The following is a 23,248-nucleotide window of genomic DNA, read 5'->3' on the forward strand; positions in this document are numbered from 1 at the left end:
AGCGTGCGCGTGCCGCTGCGCGCCGACGACACCCACGACCTCGACGCCATGGCGCAGGCCGTCACGGAGCGCACCCGCCCCGGAGCCGACCATCGGCGGGCCCCTCACCTGAGCCCCGGCTCGCGGCCCGCCCCGCCTGCGGGGATAGTGGAGGCATGAGCAGACTCCTCCTCGGCCTCCTGACCAACGCCGTCGCGATCTGGCTCACGACCCTGGTCGTGGCGGGCGTGCGCGTGGACCCGTACGAGGAGGGCCCCGCCGCGGCGGTCCTCACGTACCTGCTGGTGGCGGTGATCTTCGGCGTCGTCAACGCCGTCGTCGGCGGAGTGGTGCGGGTGGTCGCGTTCCCCCTGTACCTGCTGACTCTCGGCCTGGTCTCGTTCCTCGTCAACGGCCTCCTGCTGCTCCTGACCGCCTGGATCAGCGGCCTCTTCGGCTTCGGCCTCGTCGTGGACGGATTCTGGTGGGGCGTGCTCGGCGCCCTCGTTCTCGCCCTGGTGAACTGGTTCATCGGCCTCCTCCTGCGCCCCTTCCTCCGCCGCCGTCAGGACTGACACCGCGGCGTCGGCACCCGGCATCGGCCCCGTCGCCGCCCCCCGGGAGGCGACGCGCGCCATCGGTGGACGATGCCGGGATCGGCCTGCTGTGGAGGAGCCGCGGTGCGCCATGATGGGCGGGTGACCCCCGACTCCCCCGCGCCCTCGGCCTTCGCCGTGTGCTTCGTCTGCACCGGCAACATCTGCCGGTCGCCGATGGCCGAGGTGGTGCTGCGCTCCCTGGCGGAGCAGGCGGGGCTCGGCTCCGCGATCGAGATCAGCTCGGCCGGCACCGGCGAGTGGCACCTCGGCGAGCACGCCGACAGCCGCGCCCTCGCGGCGCTGGAGCGGCACGGCTTCGACGGGGGCCGTCACCGCGCCCAGCTCTTCGACCCGTCCCGCTTCGCCGAGTTCGACCTGGTCGTCGCGCTCGACCACGGGCACGAGCGGGCGCTGCGCTCCTGGGCGCGCACCGACGTCGACCGGCAGAAGGTCCGCCGCCTGCTCGACTTCGAGCCCGGCCTCTCCCCGCAGGGCGACGTCCCCGACCCCTACTATTCCGATGCGGCGGCGTTCGACTCGGTGCTCGCGCTCATCGAGCGCGCCTGCCGGGCCCTCTTCGCCCAGATCGAACCAGGACTGCGCGGCAACCGCTCGGTCCGCCCCGACTCCACCGACGCGCGCGCCGCCCTCGCGCAGGACACCTGAGAACCGGAAGGCACCACCGCATGACCTCGCTCCCCACCCAGCCGCTGAGCCCCCTCGACGGCCGCTACAGCGGTGCCGTCTCGTCGCTCGGCGAGTACCTCTCGGAGGCGGGGCTGAACCGCGCGCGGGTGCACGTCGAGGTCGAGTGGCTGCTGGCGCTGACCGACCGCCGCCTCTTCGGCTCCGAGCCCGTCGACGCCGCGACCGCCGAGGAGCTGCGCCGCCGCGCCCGTGACTTCGGACAGCCCGAGATCGACGAGCTGGCGACCCTCGAGGCCCGCACCCGCCACGACGTGAAGGCCGTGGAGTACCTCGTCCGCCAGTGGCTCGAGGAACTGGGCCTGCAGCGGATCGCCGAGCTCACCCACTTCGCCGCCACCAGCGAGGACATCAACAACCTCTCCTACGCGATCGTGGTCCGCCGGGCCGTCGACGAGATCTGGCTGCCGAAGCTGCGCTCGGTCGTCGCGTCGCTCCGGGAGCTGGCCGTCCGCTACCGCGACGAGTCGATGCTCAGCCGCACCCACGGCCAGCCCGCGACGCCGACCACGATGGGCAAGGAGTTCGCCGTCTACGCGTACCGGCTCGAGCGGGTCGTCGCGCAGATCGAGGCGACGGAGTACCTGGGCAAGTTCAGCGGAGCGACGGGCACGTTCGCCGCGCACCTCGCCGCCGACCCCGGCACCGACTGGCCCGCCCTCGCGGAGGAGTTCGTCACCTCCCTCGGCCTCGTCTTCAACCCGCTGACCACCCAGATCGAGTCGCACGACTGGCAGGCCGAGCTCTACGGCAGGGCCGCGCACGCGAACCGCATCCTGCACAACGTCTGCACCGACGTCTGGACCTACATCTCGCTCGGCTACTTCCGGCAGATCCCCCAGGCCGGGGCGACCGGCTCGTCCACGATGCCGCACAAGATCAACCCGATCCGCTTCGAGAACGCCGAGGCGAACCTCGAGCTCTCCAGCGCCCTGCTCGACTCGCTCGCGCAGACCCTGGTCACCTCGCGCCTCCAGCGCGACCTCACCGACTCGACCACGCAGCGCAACATCGGCGTCGCGTTCGGCCACTCCCTCCTCGCCCTCGACAACATCGCGCGCGGCCTGCTCGAGATCGACCTCGACCCGACCGCCCTCGCCGCCGACCTCGACGGCAACTGGGAGGTGCTGGCCGAGGCGATCCAGACGGTGATCCGCGCGGAGGTGGCGGCCGGCCGGTCCTCGATCACCGACCCGTACGCGCTGCTGAAGGACCTGACCCGCGGCAAGCGCCTCGGCGCCGACGACCTCGCGGTCTTCGTGCAGGGCCTCGACATCGGCGACGCGGCGAAGGAGCGCCTGCTGGCGCTGACGCCGGGCGGCTACACGGGCCTCGCCTCGGCGCTGGTCGACCGCCTGAGCTGACGCCCGGCCCCGCGACCACGCGGATGTCGCGGTACTCGCGCGCGAGCACGGCGAGTTCCGCGGACTCGCGGTGGCGTAGCGGAGCCGGCGCGGCGCCCGGACGGACGGGTGCGGATGTCGGGGGTCGCACCTAGCGTCGGCGGCATGGGAGCGTGCGCGATCGGAGGGTGCGCCTCTGCCGTCGAACGGGGCGCCCCGCTCGCGCTGTGCGCCGCGCACCTCGGGCTGGCACACGACTGGGTCGCCCGGGAGGACGGCGTGGTCGACGCGCTGCCGTCGCCGTGCGCGGCGTGCGGGTCGCGCCTGGGCGTCCGGTTTCCCTCCGCGTGGCTCTGCGCCGCCTGCGAGTGGCGGCTCGGCGACGCTCCCGACGGCGAGCTGCCCCCTCCCCGGGTCGACGTCGTCTACTACATCCGCTTCGGCGAGCGGATCAAGATCGGCACCAGCGGCAACCCGAGGCAGCGCCTCCACCGGCTCCGGCACGAGGAGCTCCTCGCGTTCGAGCGCGGCGGGCGGGCGCTCGAGCAGCACCGGCACGCCCAGTTCGCCGACGAGCGCCTGGAGCGCACCGAGTGGTTCACCCGCAGCCCCGCGCTCGACGCCCACATCGAGACCGTCCGCGCCGGAGAGCCGGACCCCTGGGCCCTCCACCGCCGCTGGCGCAGCGAGGCCCTCGCCCTCCGGATCTGACCCGCGCGGCCGGTCAACGGCCCCAGGCATCGACGAGCAGCGGCCCGCGGACGTCGCGGAGCCGGTCGACCAGGCGGTCCGCCAGTGCGGCCGTGACACCCGTCGCGACCAGGTCGTAGGGGCCGAGGGGCAGCAGCTTCCCCGTTCGGATGCGCACCACCTCCCACCCGGCCGAGCGGAGCGCGCGGTCCTTCCGCCGGTCCGCCTCCTCGCGGTGCCCGACGTGCTCGAGGCCGTGCCGACCGGTCGAGTCGTACTCGATCGCGACGCGCAGCTCCCCGAGCACCAGGTCGGGCCACGCCTCGCAGTGCTCGAAGAACGGCCGCGCGAGACGGACCGCCGTGTGCGCCGGGTCGAAGACGAGCCGCTCGGCGAGCAGCGCGCGGAGTCGGGCCTCGACCGCGGAGGCCGGCGGCGGCGCGCACCGGCTGGCGAAGGGCTCCCCGACGGGGAGATCCGGGGTCTTCGGGCAGACGCGCGCGGGACGGGAGCGGGCCCGTGCCGGTCGAGCGGCGGGCGGCGCGGTCGACGCGAGCCTCCGGGCGATCACAGCGGGCGGAGCGACGAGAGCGAAGGAGCCTGCCTCGGGATCCGGATCGGGACCGGGGGCGGACGTCGGCGCCAGCACCTCGGCGAGCCGACCGCCGATCATCGGCGCGGCCCGGGGCACGCGCGGCGAGGCGAGCTCCGCGCAGTCGGGGCACCAGGAGGAGCGGCGCCGCTCCCGGCCGGGACGGTGGCGCTGCTCCTCGGGAGTGGCGACGAAGACGTGACCGGCGTCGCAGAGCCAGCACAGGTACACGTCGGCCGCGGGCGGGATCTGGCTGAGCACGATGCCCTCGTTGTACTCGGGCCGGTACTGCCGCACCAGGACGGGGTAGGACGCCCAGGCCTCCCGGTAGGTGCCGACCGCGTAGGGGACGTCGGCGCCGCGCGAGAACCGCCGCCGCTGCCACCACCGCCCGATCGACTCCGCCACCCTCCGCACGCTACGCGCGACCACCGACGCGGAGCCGCGGCGCTCGCGACCGCAGGGGGATCTCGATACGCCCTGCGGGCTGCTCGATCAGCAAAGCGGGGGCGGGCGCTCCCGTGTCGTGCCGTGCGGCGCGAGCGCATCGCGGAATCGCGTGCCAAGCGATTCCGCGGAGCGGACGCGGGACGCTCCACCCGCTCAGCCACGCTCCCGGCCGACTGCGGTGGGGGACGGCGGAGCCGTCCCCCACCTAGTGAGCGGAGTCCTGCTCGTCGATGTCCGCGATCTCGGCCTCGTCGGGCTTGAAGGTCAGCGAGAACATGGCGATCGCGACGAGCACGACGATGAAGGCGACGCCGAACGAGATGAGCGCGACGACCGGCTCGCGGGTCGAGAGCATGACGACGAGGCCGACGAAGGCCGCCATCACCGCGGAGAAGCCGATGAGCTCGAGCGGGCGCAGGCGGTCCTTGCGGGTCGGCTGGAACGTGCGGGGCGTGAACTCGCTCGGGTCGCGCGGCGGGGCGGAGTCGGCCGCCGAGGCGCGGTCGGCGGGAGAGGCGGGGTCGGGCTGCTGGCCTTCGGCGGTCATCGGTCTCCTCCGGAGGTCGGTGTCGTGGGGGCGACGGGATCGTGTCCGGTGGCTGCGTCGGCGCCGGCGGCCCATTTGAGCGAGAACGCCGCGATGGCGAGGAAGACGGCGACCATCACGGCGTAGGCGCCGAGGAGGCCGACGGTGACGACGGGGTGGGGCGGGAGGAGTCCGAAGGCGGCGCCGAGGAGCATCGTGCCGATGCCCACGATCACGGAGTCGCGGGCGGCGAGGCCCTGACCGCGGCGACCGCTCGAGAACTCCAGGAAGCCGGAGAGCAGCGCCCAGCCGGCGACGAGGGCCACGAAGGAGAGCAGGTTGGCCACGGGGAGCGCGACGAGCGCCGCGACGCCGGCGACCAGGGTGAGCACCGCGGAGCCGAGGGCGAGCGGGCGGGCCCGGCCGCTCCAGGCGCGGAGCCCGAGAGCGAGCGAGACGGCGCCGGTCGCGATCGCGAAGCCCCCGAAGACGGCGAGGCCGAACGCGGGCCCGTGGTCGGGCGAGAAGGTGACGACGCAGCCGGCGACCGCCGCGATCACGGCGCGCGCGAGGGGCAGGGTCCACAGGCGGCGGTCGGAGTCGGCGGCGATGGCCACGGTCGAGCCTCTCTGGGGTGGAGGGAGAAGGCGTCCGGGAGCGGACGGCCGGGGGCGCGGCGGCTCGGCGCCGCGGACTCCAGCGATTTTACGCTCCCGCGGCTCCGCCCAGGCCCGGAGCGCGGCCCGGGGCGCGATCCGGGGCGAAGTCGCAGGCGGCTCAGCCGAGCCAGACCTCCTCGACCCGCGGGAACACGGCGTCGGCGGAGAAGCGCTCGCGGAAGCGCGCCCCGGCCTTCTCGACGACCTCGGCCCGCGCGTCCTCGTCGGTGATGAGCTCGGTCAGCGCGGCGGCGAGGCCGTCCACGTCTCCGGGCGCGACCACCCGGCCGCAGCCGTCGCCGAGGACCTCGGGGATGCCGCCGACCGCGGTCGAGACGACGGCCGCGTCGCGGGCGAGGGCCTCGAGGATGAAGATCGGCATCGCCTCGTCACGCGAGGGCAGGACGGCGAGGGACGCCTCGTCGAGCAGAGCGAGCAGGCGGGCGTTCTCGAGCGAGCCCAGGAACTCGATCCCCGGGACGCCGCGGTCGACGACCTCCGGCTCGCGGATCGGACCGGCGACCAGCAGGCGCCAGCCCTCCTTGCCCTCGACCTTCGCCCACGCCTTCTGCAGCACGTCGACGCCCTTGCGGTGGCTGACGACGCCGCCGAAGACGACGGTGCGGGTCTTCTCGCGCGGGGTGCCCTGCTCGAGCGCGTTCGGCACGAGGTGCACGCGGTCGGCGGGGACGTAGCGGCGGCAGATCGCCGAGGTCTCCTCCGAGAGCGAGATGATCTCGTCCGCGCTGCGCAGCACGTCCTTCACCAGGCGCGGGTGCGCGGCGGTGAAAGCGGCGAACTCGCTGCCGTGCAGGTGGGCGACCGTCCGCAGGCCCAGGCGGTGCGCGAGGCGGAGGAGCGATCCCTCGCGGAGGAACGAGCCGCGCTCCGAGAGGTGGACGACGATCACGCTGCCGGGCTCGCGGCGCGCGATCGCGACGATGCGGGCTGCGGCGCCCGCGGCCAGGCGGGCCGCGGCGACGTGCTCGCCCGGAGCGGTGCGGGAGGAGATCACCCGGACGTCGGAGCGCTCGAACGGCCAGCGCAGGTACCCGTTGACGACCTGCGTCATGCCTCCGGGGACCTCTCCGCTGCGGCCGACGTGGTACACCCGCGTCTTCGGGCCGGCAGGGGCGGCAGGGGCACCCGCAGCGGCCGGGCGGCTGCGGGGCGGCACGGCGAGCAGCGCCTGGATGTCGTCGCGGACGCCGCGGAGGCGTCCGCGGGCGACGAGCAGCTTCTCGAGCAGCTCGCTGCGCCGCGCGACCACGGCGGAGAAGGTCTCGACGCCCGCGGCCGGCGTCGTCCGGGACATGTCGACCGTGACGTCGTGGATCCCGATGGTCTCGAAGTGGCGCGAGGCCTTCGTCGATCCGTCCATCTGCAGGCTCACCGGAGCCGCGCCCTCGGTGAACGCCATGATGATCACGTGCAGCCGGTCGCTCATCGCGACTCGGGCGGTGCGGTAGAGCTCGCGCAGCAGGATCTCGTGCTCGTCGTGGGTGTGCGCCGGATCCCAGTCGAGGATGTCCGCGTCCAGGTCGGCGGCGAGACGGCGGGAGCGCTCGGCGTCGACGGCGACCTGCGTGACCACGACGATGTCGAGGTCCTCGCGCTCGGCGAAGCCCTTGATCGCGGCCAGCCACTCCTGCTCGGGGTAGGGGCGGGCGTCCACCTCGTGGTCCTCGCGGAGGGAGAGGACGAGCACGCGCCGCTCCTCGTCGGGCTGCGCGGCGAACGCGGTCAGCTCCGCGTCGCTCGAGCCCTCGCCGTAGCCGAGGTCGGGCATGGCGGCGCCGACGCGCATGTAGCCGGCGGTCTTGTCGTCGCGCCAGCGGGTGTAGCTCGAGAGCGCCATCGAGGGCCACATGATCGCGCGGGGCAACGGAGCGAAGTTGCGGGTGCCCACGCCGGCGCGGATCACGCGGCCGCCGCCGAGGCGCACGAGGGCGATGCCCGGGAGCATCACGAGGTGCTCCTTCATCCCGATCAGGGTCAGCTGGATCTCGCCCGGCTTGAACACCGAGTTCGCCCGGCCGGCGAGGGCCTCGCGGGCGAGCGCCGCGTACCAGCGCAGGAGCGAGCGGTACACCGTGTCGTCCGGGCCCAGGCGCAGGCCGTCGTCGTAGCCCCACGGCGAGTGGCCGACGTAGACGTGGAGCGGACCCGACTCGCGGAGCCAGTCGAGGAGCTGGCGGCGCAGGATGATGTCGCCGATGTTCTCGTACTGGCCGCGGCCGACGGCGAAGATCGATCGGGCAGGTGTCACGGGCGGGCCTTTCGGAGGGGGTCGCGTGGGGGTGACCGGTGCGGAGCGGGGAGCGTCGCGGGTCTCCCCGGCCGATCCTCCTGCCGCGCTGCCGTCGTGGGCCGGGCCGGCCGGGCTCCGCAGGAGCGGGCTCGGGGCCGATGGCGCCCCGGGCAGACTAGCGCAGGCCGGCTCGGCGGATCGAGGAGGAGTGCTCGCGTCAACAGCCGTTGGTGACCAGGAAGGCCTTGAGGAACGCGCCCGTCTGGTAGACGTACTGGTTCACCAGGTAGTCCAGGCCCATGGGCTCCCCCGAGGGCACCATCGAGAGCTCGCCGGAGTAGCAGCGCCCGATGATCATCTCGGCGCGCACGAGGTGGGGGGCGCTGGTGATCACGATGACGTGGTCCCAGCCGTTCTGCTCGGCCATGTCGCGCAGCTGCCGGGCCTCTCCCTGCGTGGTGAGCGGGTCGGCGGAGTAGCAGAGGACGTCGCCGCCGGGCTCGTTGCACTTCTTGTACTTCTTGTCGTCGTGGGGCGCGTTCATCTCGCCGGGGCCGACCGAGAGCACCATCGTGTCCGTCGCTCCGGAGGTGATGATCCGGCGGGCGAACTCGACGCGCGCCCTCGTGGACGGGCCCAGCACGAAGACCGCGTCCGCCTGCTCGGGGATCGGATCGATCGGGGGCGTGACGTAGAGGGGGATCCCGGCGCCGAAGAGGGCGAGCACGACGAGGGGGACGAGTAGGAGCCGTCCGATCACGGTGCGCGCGCGGATCCGGCGGCGTCGCGGGCGCTCCCGGGCGGGCGGGGTGGACGGACGGTCGCCGGTCGCGGTCGTGGCCGTGTCCATCGCGTCCTCCCTCTCGTCGGGACCGCCGCTCGACCGCGGCGGGTGATCCGCGACGCGGGTGCGACGGCGATCACCAGTGGACAGCCCATCATCGCAGTGTTTCGGCGCGGGGTCGGCCCGGTGAACGCCCGGTCAATTCTCTCGGCCGGCGGCCCGGACCGGGGCCGTGTCCAGAGTGGCCGGATAGGGTCGCCGTTCCTCGACCGAGCAGCGCTCCCCTCATCCACACCGCGGACGGGCGTTCCCGGAGTCCCCTCCCGATCCGACCTCCGCCCTCCGATCCGTCGTCGACACCGAATGTGACCGTCCCGCGTACACGCGGCCTCGGCGGTTCGCCAGTCCTTCAGCCGTGTCGCTGGTACGAGCCCGACCACCACGCCCGAACGGGGTACTACAACCTGAATCCGTCTCATCCAGCCGTCAGTCGCACGGCCCGTCTATAGCGTCGGGAGGACCAGCACCACCCCCTTGAGCAGCCCCCCTCGAACCGCCCCCGACGCCCCCTCGAAGACCCGGAGCCGATCGTGAATCCTCAGACGACGCCAGACCCGTCCCGCCCCCGCCGACGACGCGCACGCCTCTCCCTCACGACCGCTCTGATCGCCGCTCTCGGCATCCTGGTCGCCCCCCTCACGGCCCCGGCCGCCTCCGCGGCCACCCTCGACCCGGGCGCCGGGCAGAGCACGCGGATCCAGGAGACGAACTCCTCGCTGACCTACAGCGGCTCGTGGCGCACGATGACGGGCGGCGACAGCGGCGGCGGGATCAAGTTCCTCAACAGCACCGGCTCCGTCTCGTTCAGCTTCCGCGGCACCGGCTTCAGCTGGATCAGCCGCACCACCGCCTCCGCCGGCATCGCCACCGTCACGGTCGACGGCGCGAGCACCTCGGTCGACCGGTACACGAAGACCACGGCGTACCAGGTCCCGGTGTTCACGAAGAAGGACCTCGCCGACACCGTCCACACCGTCAAGATCGCCTGGAGCGGCAGGGCCAACAGCTCTGCGAGCGACAAGAACCTCGTCATCGACGCGTTCGACATCACCCGCGCGACTCCCGCCACCGAGGAGCCGACCGACGAGACCGGCGGCGGCGACGACGGACCCGTGCTCGACCCCTCCGGAGCGACCAGCCTCCTCGTGCAGGAGACCGACCCCGCGCTGCAGTACACCGGCTCGTGGAGGTCGATGGCGGGCGGCGACAGCGGCGGCGGGATGAAGTACCTGACCTCCGCCGGATCGGTGCAGTTCACCTTCGTCGGCACGTCGTGGCGCTGGATCAGCCGGAAGACCTCCTCCTCCGGCATCGCCGCGGTCTCGGTCGACGGCGGGCCCGTCACCAAGGTCGACCGCTACAGCTCGACCGCGCAGTACCAGGTGCCGGTCTACGAGACGACCGGCCTCGCCGAGGGCACGCACACCGTGACCATCTCCTACACCGGGACGAAGAACTCCAGTTCGACCGACAAGAACCTGATCATCGACGCGTTCGTGCTCGCCGAGGACGGCCTCGCGACCGACGCCGTCGAGCTCTCCCCCCTGACCGACGGCTACACCGTCGCCTGGGACGCGCCGTTCAGCTCGCGGGTCGTCTCGTACGACGTGCACCGCTCGAACGAGGACGGCTCCGGCGACACCGTCGTCGGCACGGTCGCCGACCCGATCCGCCAGTACCGCGACGAGACCGCCGAGGCGGGACGCGCCTACACGTACACCGTCTCGGCCACCGACGACGCGGGCCGCGACTCCCGGTTGACGGAGTCGGCCACCACCACGGCCGACCTCCTCGACTCCCGCGACTCGCTGCTCGCCGCGTTCGACTGCCCTGCCGCCACCAAGACGGTGACGAACTCGGCGCAGCTCGTCACCGCCCTGGCCAACCCGCGCTCGGGTGACGTCATCCGCCTGGCCGACGGCGTCTACACCGGCAAGTTCGCCCTCCGCGGCACCGCCGCCCAGCCCGGCTCGATCTGGATCTGCGGCTCGCCCAACGCGGTCCTGACCTCCGGATCCACCTCGAGCGGCACCGCGCTCATCCTGAACACGGTGAGCGACGTCCACCTCGTGGGCTTCTCGGTCCGCAGCTCCTTCCAGGGCATCCAGGTGCTCGCCAGCACGGGCGTCCAGATGGCCGGCCTGACGGTGAGCGAGATCGGCTACGAGGCGGTCCACTTCCGCAACCAGACCACCGACTCGCTGATCGTCGGCAGCACCATCCGCCGCACCGGTCTCGTCGCCGCCAAGTACGGCGAGGGCGTCTACGTGGGCACCTCGGACCGCAACTGGTGCGAGTTCAACGACTGCGACCCGGACCGCACGGCCCGCATCGCCGTCGTGGACAACACGATCAGCGACACCGGCGCCGAGCCGATCGAGGCCAAGGAGGGGACCCTCGACGGGGACATCCTCGGGAACACCGTGGTCGGAGGATCCCGCCTCGCCTCGGACGTCGTCTCGCTGATCCTGGTCTCGGGCAACGGCTGGCTGGCCGCGGGCAACTCCGCCGCGGGCACCACCACCTACGGCTACCAGGTGATCACCCGCGCCGACGGCTCGGGCAACGACAACACCATCAGCGGCAACCTCGCGCTGAAGACCCGGGACGCCGTGGTGTACCTCCACCAGCCGTCCAACTGGTCCACCAGCGGCAACTCGCTGAGCTGCTCCAACTCCGGGAAGGACCTGATCGGGAACGTGGCCTGCACGCCGTGACCTGATCCGCTCCCCGCGCGCAGAACCGCCGCCGTCGTCCCCTCGACGGCGGCGGTTCTGCGTGTGCTCTGCTCCCGTCGACCGCGCACGGTCGGTCGGGGCCCAGCGCGACTGCCGCGGCTTCCGCGACTTCTGCGGAGTCGGCGAGGGCGTGGGCGGGCGCTCAACGCCTCCGGGACCGCGGGACGGGGCGGGCGGACGGGGACGGGACGGGAGCCGACCGACGCGCCCGCTCCTCTCGAGCACGCAGGAGTCGGCGGGGTCGCCCGCGAGTACCGCGCGACCTCTGCGGGCCTGCGCGGCGAGCGGGGGACGGAGAGGGGCCGGAGGGGCCGTCTGAGCGCCGGAGGGGCCGTCCGGGCGCCGGAGGAGCCGTCCGGGCGCCGGAGGAGCCGTCTGAGCGCCGGAGGAGCCGCGTGGGCGCCGGAGGGGCCGCCCAGCCGCCGGAGTGGGCTGTCCGCCGTCTGGGCACCGACGTCGGGGCGGGCGGGCCCCGGCGGGCACCGCGCGCGCCCCGGACACGGAAGAGCGCACCGCGGCCGGGGCCGGGGTGCGCTCTCCGCAGCGTGCGAGGACGCGATCAGACGATCGCGGGGGCCTTCTGCAGCTTGTGGCGGGCCAGGACGACCGCGCCGACCACAGGGGTGCCGGCGGTCTCGATCCAGTGCACGTCGGCGGCGGCCTGGGGCGAGTCGACCTTGCCCTCGATCAGCACGAGGACGGCGCCGTCGGCCACGCCGCGGAAGGTCGGCGACTGCTCGGTCGCGCCGAGGGTGCCGGTGACGATCAGGACGATGTCGTAGACCTTCTCGAGCTCCTCGACCAGCGCACGGAGGGCGTCGGTCGGCATCGGCGTGCCCGCCTGGGCGCCGCCCGCGGGGAGCAGGTCGAGGCGGTCGGTCGAGCGCTTGATGATCGCGTCGTCGAGCGAGGCGGATCCGGCGAGCACCTCGCGCAGACCCGGGCGTCCGCCCGAGGCCGAGGCGAGAGCCGAGCCCTCGGCGGTGCCGTCCACGATCACGACGGACGAGCCGAGCACGGCCAGCGCCTTGGCGAGCAGCACCGCGGTGGCGGTGTGCGGGGTCTTCTCGGACGCCGGAGCGATCGCGAAGGAGGAGTACGAGCGGGTGCGCGCGATGGCGGAGAGCTCGAACGCCACGGCCGAGTAGCGGGCCGGGATCTCGGTCGAGTTCAGCATCTCGTCGAGCTTGGTGGCCTTGACCGGGACGATGCCCAGCAGCGGCCGGTCGATCGCGGAGCGGACGTCGTCGCCGCTGCGGAGGCGGCGGTCGAGGGCGGTCATCACGATCGCCACTCCCACGCCGACCACGGCGCCGCCGAGGATGCCGAGCGCGAGCAGGACGAGGATGCCTCCGGTGACCGGCAGCTCCGGCGGGAGCGCCTGGCTGAGCACCTGGAGCTGGATCTGCGGGACGGCGACGCCGTTCGTGGTGGTCGTCGCCGGGTCGGAGCCCTTCACGGCCGCGTCGAGCTGGGCGGCGACCGCGTTGGCGATGACCGCGGCCTGCTCGGGCGAGGGGTCGGTGGCCGAGATCGTGATGACCACGGACTCCGGCTCGGCGAGGACGGTCACGCGCTTGGCGAAGTCCTCGATGGGCTCGTCGATGCCGAGGCCGTCGATGACGCCCTGCAGGACGGTGTCCGAGGTGCCGAGGGCGACGGAGGTGACCGTGGCCTGGGCGGCGGCGCTGTTGGCCGCGACCCGGTCCGCGGTCGAGAGGACCCCGGTGGAGGAGACCGCGACGTACACGCGCGCGTCCGCCTTGTACTGCGGGAGGAGGACGGCGTTGAGTACCAGGGCCGCCACGGCGCCGAGCAGAGCGAAGGCGACGATGTAGACCCACCTCCGGCCGATGCCGGCGAACAGTCCGTTCAAGGTCATGGTGTGTGGTGTCCCTTTCGTCGACTGCACCGGAGTGCAGGGGGTCTGACTGTAGCGTCGTGATGTGTCGTCCGCGTTGCGCGGAACCGGCCGCGAGGTTTCGCGCGGAAGCGGTGGATCAGAGGTGGGCCTGCAGGAAGGCGAGGATCGCCTTCTTGTTGTTCGGGGTGTTGTTCTGGAGCCCGTGGTGGCCGGAGCCGTCCACGCCGACCTCGGACGCCACTCCGGCGTCCTGCAGGGCGACCTGCATCGCGTCGGCCTGCTCGACCGGGACGAGCTCGTCCTCGGAGGTGAGCCAGATCTGCGGGGCGTCCGTGGAGTCGACCGAGGTGATCGGCGACGCGGGGATGCTCTGCGGGCAGCTCGTCGAGTCGATCTCGTCGCAGTCCAGGTAGGCGAGGATCTGCTCCTTCGCCTCGGGCACCGGCGAGCCCAGCGACATCCCGGTCTCGGTCATGTCGGCGACCGCCGAGAAGGCGACGACCGTCTTGACCCGCGAGCCCTCGGTGAGGGACCCCTCGCCGAGCGTGCCCAGGGTCGCTCCGATGATCGCTCCGGCGGAGCTGCCCATCACGCCGATGCGGGCGGGGTCGAGGCCGAAGCGCGTGACCTGCGCGGGGTCGCGCAGCCACTCGACGGCGGCCTGCGCGTCCTCGATCTGGCCGGGGTACCGGCTGTCCTGGAGGAGGCGGTAGTCGACGGAGACCGAGACGAAGCCGCGCTCGGCGTAGTACTCGCACAGCTCGGTCATCCCGCCCTCGTCGCGGGCGCCGTCGACGAATCCTCCGCCGTGCAGCATCAGCAGCGCGGGCCGGTCGGTGCCGCCCTCGGTGGGGAGGCAGGCGTCGGCCTTCAGCGAGACGCCGTCGACCGAGCGGTACTCGATCGCCTTCTCCGTCGTGAAGCCGTCGGGCGTGCGGACGGGCTCGGGCTGCGAGGAGCAGCCGGCGAGCCCGAGGGCGACGGCCACGACGGCCGCCAGGACTCCGGCGCTGCGTGCTCGTGTCGTCTTCACTCGTGGGACTCCGCTCTCTTCTTCTCGTAACTGGGGGAGGTACCGGGCTCATCGGCCGGGACCGCGGCGGGATCGGAGACGGCTCCGGGGCCGCGCGCAGGGACGGGCACGGGCGTGCGCCGCTTGCCGGGGCCGCCGAGGGCGGCCGGGGGGACGTAGATCCACTTGACCTTCGAGAGGTAGCGGGTCACGAAGAGCGAGAGGACGACCGCCAGCACCATGACGACCAGCAGCAGCGGCACCTCGAAGCCGCCGAGCTCGGAGCGGTCCTCGGGGAGGATCACCCGCAGGACCGTGATGGCGATCACGATGAAGTAGAGGTGCAGCAGGTAGATGTGCAGGCTGCGCTCGCCGCAGATCGTGAAGAAGTTCAGGAAGCGCACCCGGGAGAGGGCCCGCGACACGAGGATGCCCATCGCGACGGCGGCCATCTGGCCGGCGAGGGCGAGGAACGGCACCCAGCGGATCGGGAAGAGGAAGAGCACCGCGCTCAGCACGACGAAGACCGGAGTGACGTAGAGGAACGCGCGGCTCCCCTTCTGCTCGACGAAGTCGATGATCCTCTTCGAGTAGAGCGAGCCCACGAGGAAGAAGACGAACAGGGCGCCGATGCGGTTCCAGCCCACATTGGTCGTGTTGAGGAGACCGGTGGTGAACATCGTCCCCATCACCGCGGCGAGAGCGACCTGCACGCGGTGGTCGACCTTCCGCAGGAGCCACGCACCGAGCGTGAAGAGGACGAGGCCGTAGATGAACCAGTAGCTGCTGCTGGGCCAGAAGAACAGCAGGAGCAGGTTGAGCGGGTCGGTCGCGGGGAGCTCGCCGAGGCCGCCGTTCGCGAGCGGCACGACCAGGTAGAAGGCCATGCGGATCACGGACCAGACCACGTAGAGCCAGAGCAGCGGGTACAGCCTGCGGCGCCAGAGGTCGCGGAAGCTCCAGGTGCGGATGCGCGAGCCGAAGAGGCCGGACACCAGGAAGAAGAGGGGCATCGGGAACAGCTCGAACACGACCTTGATGCGGCCGAGAGTGTTCTCGACCCCGATGTCACCGAGGTACAGCGACGTGTGGTAGTAGACGACCATCAGGATGGCGGCGCCCTTGGCGAAATCCACCCATTCGCGTCGGGCTCCGCCCGCAGGCTTCAGCAGCTTCATTCTCTCCCCCTTGTGCCCGGCCGGACCGCTCGTGAATTCCACCCGAGGTGAACAAGGCTCAGAGAAGCACGCAGGCTCGGTCGCACAACGCGACCGACGATCAAGACTAAGGGTGTGTCGTCCGCGCCGCACATTCGGCGGAATAGTGACGAGGACTCGAGTGCCGGGACGTGCACTCCGGCCTTTCCGCTCACCGGGGAGACGACGGTCACCGGCGTCCGTTCCCGGCGCTCATCGCCGCACGGTAGAGCGCGGGCGCCGCGGCGGCGAGCCCGAAGAGGACGGAGCGCTTGAGGTCGCGCCGGCGCACGAGCGCGACCAGGTGCCGGACGCCCGCCTCGTCGTGCGCGGCCCGCCAGAGCCGGTCGGCCTCCTCGGGGCTGTGCGCGCCCGAGGTGGCGTCCTTGAAGCGGGAGAGCAGGGAGAAGCGCGCGCGGTAGTAGGAGTAGTCCTGCGAGTCGAGGATGCGCGGGTCGAGCCCGCGGGCCGTCCGCTCGATCACCGCGGCGAGCCCGGCGAGCGAGTCGGCGCGCTTCGCGCCCGACCGGATGATCGAGCCGGACCGGAGGCGGTACTCGTAGACGGAGTCGGGGACGACGACGACCTCGTCGGCCGCGGCGAGCAGCTGCGCGACCTGCGCCTGGTCCGAGTGCTGGCGGATCCGCGTGAAGTCGATGCCGTCGAACAGCTCGCGGCGGAACAGCTTGTTCCAGAGGTGCCCGGTCAGCTCGCCGACCAGGAGCGCGGTGAAGGCGCCCCGGCCCGAGAGCGCGAGCGGGCCGCGCAGGGAGCCGACGGGCGTGGATCCGGTCGAGTCGACCGTGACCGCCTGGGCGACCACCACGTCGGCGCGGCCCGCCTCCCCCGCGGTGAGCATGGCCTCGACCGCGGTCTCCGGCCACTCGTCATCGGCGTCGACCAGCCAGACCCACTCGCCGGCGGCCTCGCCGACGGCGCGCTCGCGAGCGGCGGCGACGCCCTGGTTCTCGTCCTGGCGGAGGTAGCGGATCCGCTCGTGCTCGTCGGCGAACGCGCGGCCGATCGCCTCGGTCCCGTCCGTCGAGGCGTCGTCGACCACGAGGATCTCGAGCTCGGCGTGGGTCTGCCGCAGCAGGCGCTCCAGAGCGGAGGCGAGGTGCGCCTCCTCCTGGTGCGCCGGGACGACGACCGAGACGAGGGTCACTTCTGCCCCACGACCCGGCGGAGCACCGTCTCGAGGTCGCGGCCGCTCGACTCCAGCGAGAAGCGGTCGAGCCAGCGGTCGATGCCGGTGATCTCGAGCTCGCTCGCGCGGATCAGCGCATCGGCGAGGTCGGAGGCGGACGGGGTGAGCGCGAGCTCGCCGGTGAGGCCGGGGACGATCGCGTCCGCGACTCCGAGCGCCCCGGACACGGCGACCGAGGGGACGCCGGCGGCGGCCGCCTCGACCAGCACGTTGCCGAAGCCCTCGCGCAGCGACGGGAGGAGCACGACGGCGTTCTCGTCGAAGTGGTGGAACCAGTCCTCGACCCAGCCCATGTCCTGGAAGTCCACGCCGCGCGCGGTCGCCTCCGCCTTCATGCTCCCGAGCAGCGGGCCGCCGCCGAAGGAGACGACCTTCGCGGGGATGCCGCGGCGCTCCAGCTCCTCGGCCGCGAGGATCGCGAGCTCGGGGCGCTTCTGGACGACGAGGCGGCAGGGCAGCACGATCTGCAGGCCCGCCGCGGTGCCCGGGGTGCGCGAGACCTGGCGTGAGCGGTCGACCTTGGCGGTCGCCGGGTTCGGCACGACGGTGCAGCGCTCGCCCGAGACGCCGAAGCCGGCGACGAGCTCGCCTGCGACGGGGTGCGAGATCGCGATGACGTGGTCGGCGCGGCGGTAGAGCGTCTTGGCGAGCCCGAGCTGCACCTTCTGGGTCTTCGAGAAGCCCGGGATGCCGAGCGAGACGAGGTTGCGCTCGCTCACGATGGTCTTCGGACGGTCCGCCTTCGCGGTCATCTCGGCCGAGGCCAGGAGCACGATGTTCGGGTAGCCCTGCAGGGCGACCGCGACGTCGGGGGTGCGGCGGCGGAACAGCTCCTTGAGCATCCGCGCCTTGCCGACGTGGCCCTTGCCCTCGCCGATGCGGTGCAGCACCGCGCCCTCGGGGAGGTACTCGTCGGTGCCCTTCACCGAGGTGGTGACGACGTCGACGTGGTGGCCCTGCTCGAGGAGCCAGCCCATCCAGGTGCGGGCGACGAACTCGGCCCCGCCGCCGTGCAGCGACGTGACGACGAACATGATCCGCATGCGCGGTCCCTTCTCCTGCGCCGCGCTCATCGCACGACCTCCGCGCCGAGGCCGCGGGTGTTGAGCGCCGAGAGGCGGCGCACCTCGGGCATGGCCGCGTCGATGGTGGCGCGCACGCCGCCGTCGCCCGGCTCCGCGAGGATGCGGTCGATCACCGGGAGGACGCGGTCGGCGAAGCCGGGGACCGGCTCGACGCACAGCTGCGGCAGGCCGATGAGGCGCATGATGCCCTCGACCTTGCCCTGGGTGGCGAGAGTGATCGCGGGGACGCCGAGCGAGAGCGACATGATCGCGAGGTGCATGCGGCCGGTGACGGTCAGCAGGGCGTCCTCGGCGAGGCCGCGGATCTCGGCGGGCATGAGCACGCGGTCGACGACGGTGACGCCCTCGGATCCCACGCGCTCGGCGACCGCGCGGACGGCCACCTTGTCGTCGCCGATGGGGCGGGAGACGTGCGGGAGGAGCACGACGTGCACGCCGGCGGCGCGGAGGCGGTCGACGATGCGCTCGTACTCCGGCACCTGGTCGACCATGCCGGCGACGAGGGCGCTCGCGTTCACGAGAGCGAAGGGGACGCCCTCCGGCAGTCCCAGCCCCTCGCGGAAGCTGCGGTCGCGGGTGCGCGCCGAGAAGACGATGTCCGTGACCTCCTCGACGCGCTGCACGCCGATGCTCCGGGCGCGCTCCGCCGAGAGCGGGTCTCGGAGCATCGGGACGACGCCGGCGCGGGAGGCGGCGATCAGGGAGCGGCGGGCGGCGAGGCGGGCCGCGGCGTTCCAGGAGAAGCCGAGGATGCGCGTGGGCACCCCGGCCTCGGCGGCCGCCTGCGCGAGCAGGGAGCGGCGGACCGAGCCGCGGAGGCTGTACTTGCCGTCCATCATGTCGGCGCCGACGACCGAGACCGAGCGGGCGCGGCGGATCAGCGCGGCGTAGGCGCGGAGGTCGGCGGCGTGCGCGTCGCCCACTCCGTAGACCAGGTGCGGGAGCTCGACGACCTCGACGCGGTCGGCCTGCTCCTCGGGGATCACGACGTCGCCGGCGTAGCGCTGGATCACCACGACGGGTCCGGTGGTGTTCTCGAGGAACGCCTCCAGCATCGCCTGGTCGCCGATGTTGCCGCTGCCGGGAGCGGCGATCACGAGGTGCGACTCGGGCTCGGGGCGGAGGTCCGCGAGGGCGGCGCGGAGCACCGCCGCGTCGCGGCGGGCGGGCAGGCGGGTCGTCGTGACGAAGTCCTTCTTCCAGGACTTGACGACGCCGAGCTTGAGTTTCATCGATCTCTTTCGGTGGGGGGGACGGCGGCGGGAGGCCGCTCGGAGTCGGGAGTGCCGGCCGTGACGGCCCCGTCGACCAGCGCGCTGTCACCGGTGGGGCTGGTGGCGTCGACCGTGGCCGGGGCGGGAGCGGCGGCCGGGCGGCTGCGTCGGAAGTGGCGGCGCAGGTCGGCGAGGCCGAGGATCTGGCGGCGGAACGCGGGGAGGATCAGCATCCAGAGCCCCACCCCGACCAGGACGGCGGCGCCGCCCACGAGGAGGCGGAGGACGGGCTGGTCGGCGGGGATCCAGACGGTGGAGAAGAAGGAGCCGACCGTTATCGATCCGAACGCGATGCCGCTGCGGAGGCCGTTGGTGAACATCTCGCGGGCGGGGGCGTCGGAGGTGCGGCCGATCCAGATCAGCGCGATCGGCCAGGTGAGGGCGAGCGAGCCGGCGTACGCGATCGCGACGCCCGTCACTCCCCAGTTGGAGCCGAGCAGGATCAGGACGACCATCAGCGGGCGGGTCGCCAGGCTGTACCAGACGCTCTGGCGCACCAGGCCCTTGGAGAGGAACACCCACCAGGAGCAGTACGCCGTGGCCTGGAAGAACCCGGCCACGAGCAGGATCTGGAAGATCGGGACCGAGGCGAGCCAGCGCTCCCCCAGCAGGATCCGGATGACCGAGTCGGACTGGGAGCCGAGGACGGCGAGCACGAGGCCCATCACCGTCAGCATCGCCGACTGGCCGAAGAGGATGAACGTGCGGAACCGCTCGCGCTCGTCCTGCAGCTTGGAGAGCACGGGCAGGGCCACGCGCTGCGCCGGGGCGTTGAGCTGCTGCAGCGGCAGCATCATCAGCTGGAACGCGCGGTTGTAGAGGCCCAGGTCGACCGGGCCGAAGCGCGCGCCGATGATGACGGAGTCGACGTTCTTGCTCGCGTAGGTCAGCGCCTGGGTCGCGAAGACGCCGCCTCCGTAGCGGAGGAAGTGGCCCATCGCCTCTCCGCGGCGGTAGCGGCCGGGCCGCCAGCCGGTGATGAAGACCAGCATCAGCACGCCGATGAGCGGCTGCACGACCTGGCTCGCGGCCAGCGCCCAGTAGCCGGCGCCGCCGAGCGCCATCAGCACACCGACCACGAGGCCCAGCACCTGGCCGACGATGTCGACCAGGGTGAGCTTCACGAAGCGGAGGTGCCGGGCGAGGTCGGCGCGGAACTGCGTCGAGATCCCGTTGAGCAGGAACGTCGAGGAGAGCACGACGGTCAGCAGCTGGAGCCGGTCGTCGCCGTAGAGCGCGGCGATCGGCCACGAGGCCGCGATGACCAGCAGGGTGAGGGTGAGGCCGATGCCCGCGTTCATCCAGAACAGGTTGCTCTTCTGGCCCGGCGTGATCTCCTTCGCCTGGATGGCGGCGGAGGAGAGGCCGAAGTCGCGGAAGATCTCGCCGATGCCGATGATCGCCGTGACCATCGCGAGCAGGCCGTAGTCGGCCGGCGCGAGCAGGCGCGCGAGGACGACGATGCTGCCCAGCTGGACGGCGATGCGGATCGCCTGCCCGCCGATGGTGACGGCGGCGCCGCGGCTCGCGGAGCGGCCGAGGCTCGGGGACGGCTTCCGGATGGTCTCGCTCATCGGGTCGAGCCCTTCTTGGTGGCGATCGCGCCCTCGTAGGCCTTCTTGAGCTGGAGTCCGAGCACGTCCCAGTCGCGACCGGAGAGCGCGGGGAGCCCCTCCGGCGGGCGGGTGCGCGTGCGCTCGAGCGCGGAGGTGATCAGCTCGGGAGTGAGATCGCCGTCGTACTCGATCACCCAGTCGCTGCCGACCTCCTCGGCCAGGGCCGTGTTGGTGGGCGTGCGGGGCACCAGGATCGGCCGGCCGAGCGAGAGGGCGACCAGGATCGACCCGGAGTTGTGCATCTCGCGGTAGGGCAGGACGATCAGCTCGGCCCGGCCGATCTCGTCGACCATCTCGGCGTCGTCGACCCGGCGGAGCGTGGTGCGCACCCGGGTGTCGCGGGCGGCCCGCTCCTCGACCAGCTCGCGCTGGCCGGTGCTGGGGCTGCCGACCACGTGCAGGGACAGGGAGTCGTCCTCCACGCCGTGGAACACGTCCATCAGCTCGACGACGCCCTTGTACGGGCGGATGATGCCGAAGTAGAGCACGCGGCCGTGCTCGCGCTCGGGCAGCGGGTGCTGGGCGAACTGGTCGCGGTAGTGGCCGTGCAGCACGGTGACGGCGGGCGCCCGGCCGGGAGTGACGGTCGTGGGGTTCAGGCGGACGAACAGGTCGGTCGCTCGGTCGATCCGGGCGAGCGAGCGGCGCTCGGCGGCGGGACCGAGCTCGTGCGGGTGCAGGTTGTGCACCGTGCGCACGAGCGGGATGCGCTGGAGCGCGAGGCGCACCAGCAGCACGTCGAGAGCGCGGCGGCGCAGGAAGCGGTGCACCGGGCTGCGGCCGCGGATCATCAGCTCGGGCCAGTGCACGTGCAGCACGTCGTAGTCGGCGAGCAGGGCGCTGCGCCAGGAGAAGAACAGCAGCTCGACGCCGGGCGCCAGGCCGTCGACGATCGAGTCGACGTACTGCGTGGTCGAGTCCGGCGGAGCGAGCGACTGCTGGACGACGAGCGCGGCCGGCGACGAGTCGTTCCTGCGCGAGCGGCGGCTCACCGCTCGCCCCGCATCCCGACGGCCATCGGCGCGTCGAAGATCCGCGCCCCGAGCGGCTGGCGCATCCGGATGCCCTTGGAGAAGTCGGGGACGTGCACCGGGTTCAGGCAGATGATGACGAGGAAGCCCAGGAGCAGGTGGCTGGGGCGGACCGCGTCGATGGCGTTGTAGCCGGCGAGGCAGACCATGAAGCCGAGCAGGCCGGCCGCAGGGCCGACGTCCCGACGGCTGAGCGCGGCGCCGAACATCGCGGCCACCATGATCACGAAGAACAGCAGGCCGGGGATGCCGACGCTGATCAGCAGCTGCAGGAACGAGTTCTCGATGACCACGTCCGAGAACCGCCTGCCGCTGATGCCGGACGTCGCCGCTCCGGAGCCGAGCCAGTGCGTGAGCTCCGCCGCCTTGAGCGACACGGTCACCGCGAGGTCGCGGGCACCGGCCGAGATGGAGGCGTCGAGGTTGTTGTTGCGGGCGGTGACGGGCTCGAAGTTGAGGACTCCGACGCCCGCGATGAGGCCGGCGATCAGGATCGAGCCGGGCCGGAGCAGCGAGCGGTCCGGGTTGAGGAAGCCGACGGCGACGAGCGCGACGACGACGGCGACGGCGATGGCCGCCATCGGTCCGCGCGAGACGGTCGCGACGACACCGCCCGAGGCCAGGATGCCCAGCAGCAGGTCCGACTTGCGGGAGCCCTGGAGCCAGGAGCCGAAGGCGAGCCCGGCGCCCACGGTGAGGAAGGTGCCGGCGAGCAGCGGGTGGCCGAAGGTGATCTCGGCGCGGTAGAGCGACCAGTGCTGGTCCTGCTCGTAGCCGAGGGCGCCGTAGACGGCCCCGAGGATCGGGGAGCTCTGCGCGACCAGCTCGAGGGCGGCGTAGAGGGCGAGCAGCCCCGAGAGGATCACCCACGTCTTGCGCAGCAGCACGGCCTCGCGCTGGGCGTCGAAGACGAGCATCGGCACGCCCACGCAGATGGCGAAGCTGAAGAGCCACGAGACGCCCTCGCTCGCGAAGGAGCTGCGCACCGTCGCCACGGCGGACCAGAGCATGAGGGCGATGAACGCGAGGATCACCACGGCCCGCCACGGGGAGAGCACGAGCTCGCGGGTCCACGCCTTGACGGGGGCGCGCCACAGCTCGGGAGCGAGCCCGCGCCGGATCGCCCAGATCACGAGGATGACCGCCCAGAGCGTCATGCGGAAGGTCAGGGTCGAGGGGGTCAGCGGCGTCGGGACGAGCGCGAAGAACGCGAGCGCCATCGCCGGCAGCCAGTGCGCGGGGACCCGCAGCAGCACGAAGGCGCCGATGATCCCGCCGATTCCGGCGGCGATCACCAGGAGGCCGGTGGCCGGCTCCCGGGTCGAGAAGATGTACCCCATCCCGAGGACGATCACCAGGGCGACCGAGAAGAGCGCGCCGACGAGGAGCCGTCGCGGGAGGATGTCGATCACGTCAGGGAGTCCTTCTGGCGTCGGAGCGGAGTGGTGGAGGAGGGGGCGGGCGGTGCGGCGCTCACGGGAGTGGTCCCGTCGGCCTCGATGAGGATCGCGATGCCCTCGCGAGCCGCCTCTCGGCGGCTGGGACGCCTGCGATGCCGTGCCCTCCTCCTCCTCCACTGCTCGACCC

19 protein-coding genes are annotated in these 23,248 nt (G+C 72.6%); 5 read left to right on the plus strand and 14 right to left on the minus strand.

What is annotated here, in order from left to right; all coding sequences use genetic code 11:
• The first annotated feature begins 155 nt into the window (after positions 1-155).
• The 4 genes from C5C24_RS02015 to C5C24_RS02030 all read left to right on the plus strand — a co-directional run bounded on the left by C5C24_RS02015 (position 156) and on the right by C5C24_RS02030 (position 3,337).
• On the plus strand, positions 156-554 hold the full coding sequence (locus C5C24_RS02015) for a phage holin family protein (RefSeq protein ID WP_104275851.1): 399 nt from the start codon (positions 156-158) through the stop codon (positions 552-554).
• A gap of 123 nt (positions 555-677) precedes the next feature.
• Entirely contained in the window at positions 678-1,244 is a 567-nt protein-coding gene (locus tag C5C24_RS02020) for a low molecular weight protein-tyrosine-phosphatase (protein ID WP_258065009.1), read from the plus strand.
• 20 nt (positions 1,245-1,264) lie between these two features.
• The gene (gene purB, locus C5C24_RS02025) at positions 1,265-2,647 is read left to right on the plus strand and encodes an adenylosuccinate lyase (RefSeq protein WP_104304174.1); all 1,383 of its coding nucleotides are present in this window, start codon (positions 1,265-1,267) and stop codon (positions 2,645-2,647) included.
• A 144-nt stretch (positions 2,648-2,791) separates the two neighbouring features.
• Complete coding sequence (locus C5C24_RS02030; RefSeq protein WP_104282362.1) at positions 2,792-3,337, plus strand: GIY-YIG nuclease family protein; 546 nt, start codon at positions 2,792-2,794, stop codon at positions 3,335-3,337.
• Positions 3,338-3,350: 13 nt separating this feature from the next.
• On the opposite strand, the gene C5C24_RS02035 is transcribed toward C5C24_RS02030, so the two are convergent.
• The 5 genes from C5C24_RS02035 to C5C24_RS02055 all read right to left on the minus strand — a co-directional run bounded on the left by C5C24_RS02035 (position 3,351) and on the right by C5C24_RS02055 (position 8,644).
• Entirely contained in the window at positions 3,351-4,316 is a 966-nt protein-coding gene (locus tag C5C24_RS02035; RefSeq protein WP_104304175.1) for a hypothetical protein, read from the minus strand.
• Between the two features lie 247 nt (positions 4,317-4,563).
• Entirely contained in the window at positions 4,564-4,905 is a 342-nt protein-coding gene (locus C5C24_RS18285) for a hypothetical protein (RefSeq protein ID WP_258065010.1), read from the minus strand.
• The gene (locus tag C5C24_RS02045; RefSeq protein ID WP_104275856.1) at positions 4,902-5,501 is read right to left on the minus strand and encodes a DUF308 domain-containing protein; all 600 of its coding nucleotides are present in this window, start codon (positions 5,499-5,501) and stop codon (positions 4,902-4,904) included. The genes C5C24_RS18285 and C5C24_RS02045 overlap by 4 nt, the downstream gene beginning before the upstream one ends.
• A 160-nt stretch (positions 5,502-5,661) precedes the next feature.
• Entirely contained in the window at positions 5,662-7,812 is a 2,151-nt protein-coding gene (locus tag C5C24_RS02050; RefSeq protein WP_104304176.1) for a glycosyltransferase family 4 protein, read from the minus strand.
• Between the two features lie 199 nt (positions 7,813-8,011).
• Positions 8,012-8,644, minus strand: a complete 633-nt coding sequence (locus C5C24_RS02055; protein WP_104275858.1) for a YdcF family protein — start codon at positions 8,642-8,644, stop codon at positions 8,012-8,014.
• Between the two features lie 524 nt (positions 8,645-9,168).
• Here C5C24_RS02055 and C5C24_RS02060 point away from each other — a divergent pair.
• Positions 9,169-11,355 carry a hypothetical protein gene (locus tag C5C24_RS02060; RefSeq protein ID WP_104304177.1) on the plus strand — a complete coding sequence of 729 codons (2,187 nt, stop codon included), beginning with the start codon at positions 9,169-9,171 and terminating at the stop codon, positions 11,353-11,355.
• A 580-nt stretch (positions 11,356-11,935) separates the two neighbouring features.
• On the opposite strand, the gene C5C24_RS02065 is transcribed toward C5C24_RS02060, so the two are convergent.
• The 9 genes from C5C24_RS02065 to C5C24_RS02105 all read right to left on the minus strand — a co-directional run bounded on the left by C5C24_RS02065 (position 11,936) and on the right by C5C24_RS02105 (position 23,073).
• Positions 11,936-13,258 (minus strand): Wzz/FepE/Etk N-terminal domain-containing protein, encoded by a 1,323-nt coding sequence (locus tag C5C24_RS02065; RefSeq protein WP_104275860.1) that lies wholly within the window; start codon positions 13,256-13,258, stop codon positions 11,936-11,938.
• Between the two features lie 118 nt (positions 13,259-13,376).
• Positions 13,377-14,273, minus strand: coding sequence for an alpha/beta hydrolase (locus tag C5C24_RS02070; RefSeq protein ID WP_104304178.1), 897 nt, complete (start codon positions 14,271-14,273; stop codon positions 13,377-13,379).
• Complete coding sequence (locus tag C5C24_RS02075; protein WP_104304179.1) at positions 14,270-15,430, minus strand: acyltransferase family protein; 1,161 nt, start codon at positions 15,428-15,430, stop codon at positions 14,270-14,272. The genes C5C24_RS02070 and C5C24_RS02075 overlap by 4 nt, the downstream gene beginning before the upstream one ends.
• Positions 15,431-15,638: 208 nt before the next feature.
• A complete protein-coding gene (locus C5C24_RS02080; RefSeq protein WP_104281021.1) occupies positions 15,639-16,613 on the minus strand; it encodes a glycosyltransferase family 2 protein in 975 nt (324 codons plus the stop codon).
• Positions 16,610-17,728 (minus strand): glycosyltransferase, encoded by a 1,119-nt coding sequence (locus C5C24_RS02085; protein WP_104226619.1) that lies wholly within the window; start codon positions 17,726-17,728, stop codon positions 16,610-16,612. The genes C5C24_RS02080 and C5C24_RS02085 overlap by 4 nt, the downstream gene beginning before the upstream one ends.
• Entirely contained in the window at positions 17,725-18,972 is a 1,248-nt protein-coding gene (locus C5C24_RS02090; RefSeq protein ID WP_104275865.1) for a polysaccharide pyruvyl transferase family protein, read from the minus strand. Before C5C24_RS02090 ends, C5C24_RS02085 begins: the two co-directional genes overlap by 4 nt.
• Positions 18,969-20,588: a lipopolysaccharide biosynthesis protein gene (locus C5C24_RS02095; RefSeq protein ID WP_104304180.1), complete on the minus strand. Its 1,620-nt coding sequence runs from the start codon at positions 20,586-20,588 to the stop codon at positions 18,969-18,971. The genes C5C24_RS02090 and C5C24_RS02095 overlap by 4 nt, the downstream gene beginning before the upstream one ends.
• Positions 20,585-21,622, minus strand: a complete 1,038-nt coding sequence (locus C5C24_RS02100; protein WP_104275866.1) for a glycosyltransferase — start codon at positions 21,620-21,622, stop codon at positions 20,585-20,587. The genes C5C24_RS02095 and C5C24_RS02100 overlap by 4 nt, the downstream gene beginning before the upstream one ends.
• Positions 21,619-23,073: an O-antigen ligase gene (locus C5C24_RS02105; protein WP_104275867.1), complete on the minus strand. Its 1,455-nt coding sequence runs from the start codon at positions 23,071-23,073 to the stop codon at positions 21,619-21,621. The genes C5C24_RS02100 and C5C24_RS02105 overlap by 4 nt, the downstream gene beginning before the upstream one ends.
• Between the last annotated feature and the right edge of the window lie 175 nt (positions 23,074-23,248).

The organism is Rathayibacter sp. AY2B3 (genome assembly GCF_002931755.1).
Lineage (GTDB): Bacteria > Actinomycetota > Actinomycetes > Actinomycetales > Microbacteriaceae > Rathayibacter.

Excerpts from the sequence above, each read along its gene's own strand:
- C5C24_RS02015 (WP_104275851.1), top strand. The coding sequence starts at position 156 with ATGAGCAGACTCCTCCTCGGCCTCCTGACCAACGCCGTCGCGATCTGG.
- purB (WP_104304174.1), top strand. The coding sequence starts at position 1,265 with ATGACCTCGCTCCCCACCCAGCCGCTGAGCCCCCTCGACGGCCGCTAC.
- C5C24_RS02030 (WP_104282362.1), top strand. The coding sequence starts at position 2,792 with ATGGGAGCGTGCGCGATCGGAGGGTGCGCCTCTGCCGTCGAACGGGGC.
- C5C24_RS18285 (WP_258065010.1), bottom strand. The coding sequence starts at position 4,905 with ATGACCGCCGAAGGCCAGCAGCCCGACCCCGCCTCTCCCGCCGACCGC.
- C5C24_RS02055 (WP_104275858.1), bottom strand. The coding sequence starts at position 8,644 with ATGGACACGGCCACGACCGCGACCGGCGACCGTCCGTCCACCCCGCCC.
- C5C24_RS02065 (WP_104275860.1), bottom strand. The coding sequence starts at position 13,258 with ATGACCTTGAACGGACTGTTCGCCGGCATCGGCCGGAGGTGGGTCTAC.
- C5C24_RS02075 (WP_104304179.1), bottom strand. The coding sequence starts at position 15,430 with ATGAAGCTGCTGAAGCCTGCGGGCGGAGCCCGACGCGAATGGGTGGAT.
- C5C24_RS02085 (WP_104226619.1), bottom strand. The coding sequence starts at position 17,728 with ATGAGCGCGGCGCAGGAGAAGGGACCGCGCATGCGGATCATGTTCGTC.
- C5C24_RS02090 (WP_104275865.1), bottom strand. The coding sequence starts at position 18,972 with ATGAAACTCAAGCTCGGCGTCGTCAAGTCCTGGAAGAAGGACTTCGTC.
- C5C24_RS02095 (WP_104304180.1), bottom strand. The coding sequence starts at position 20,588 with ATGAGCGAGACCATCCGGAAGCCGTCCCCGAGCCTCGGCCGCTCCGCG.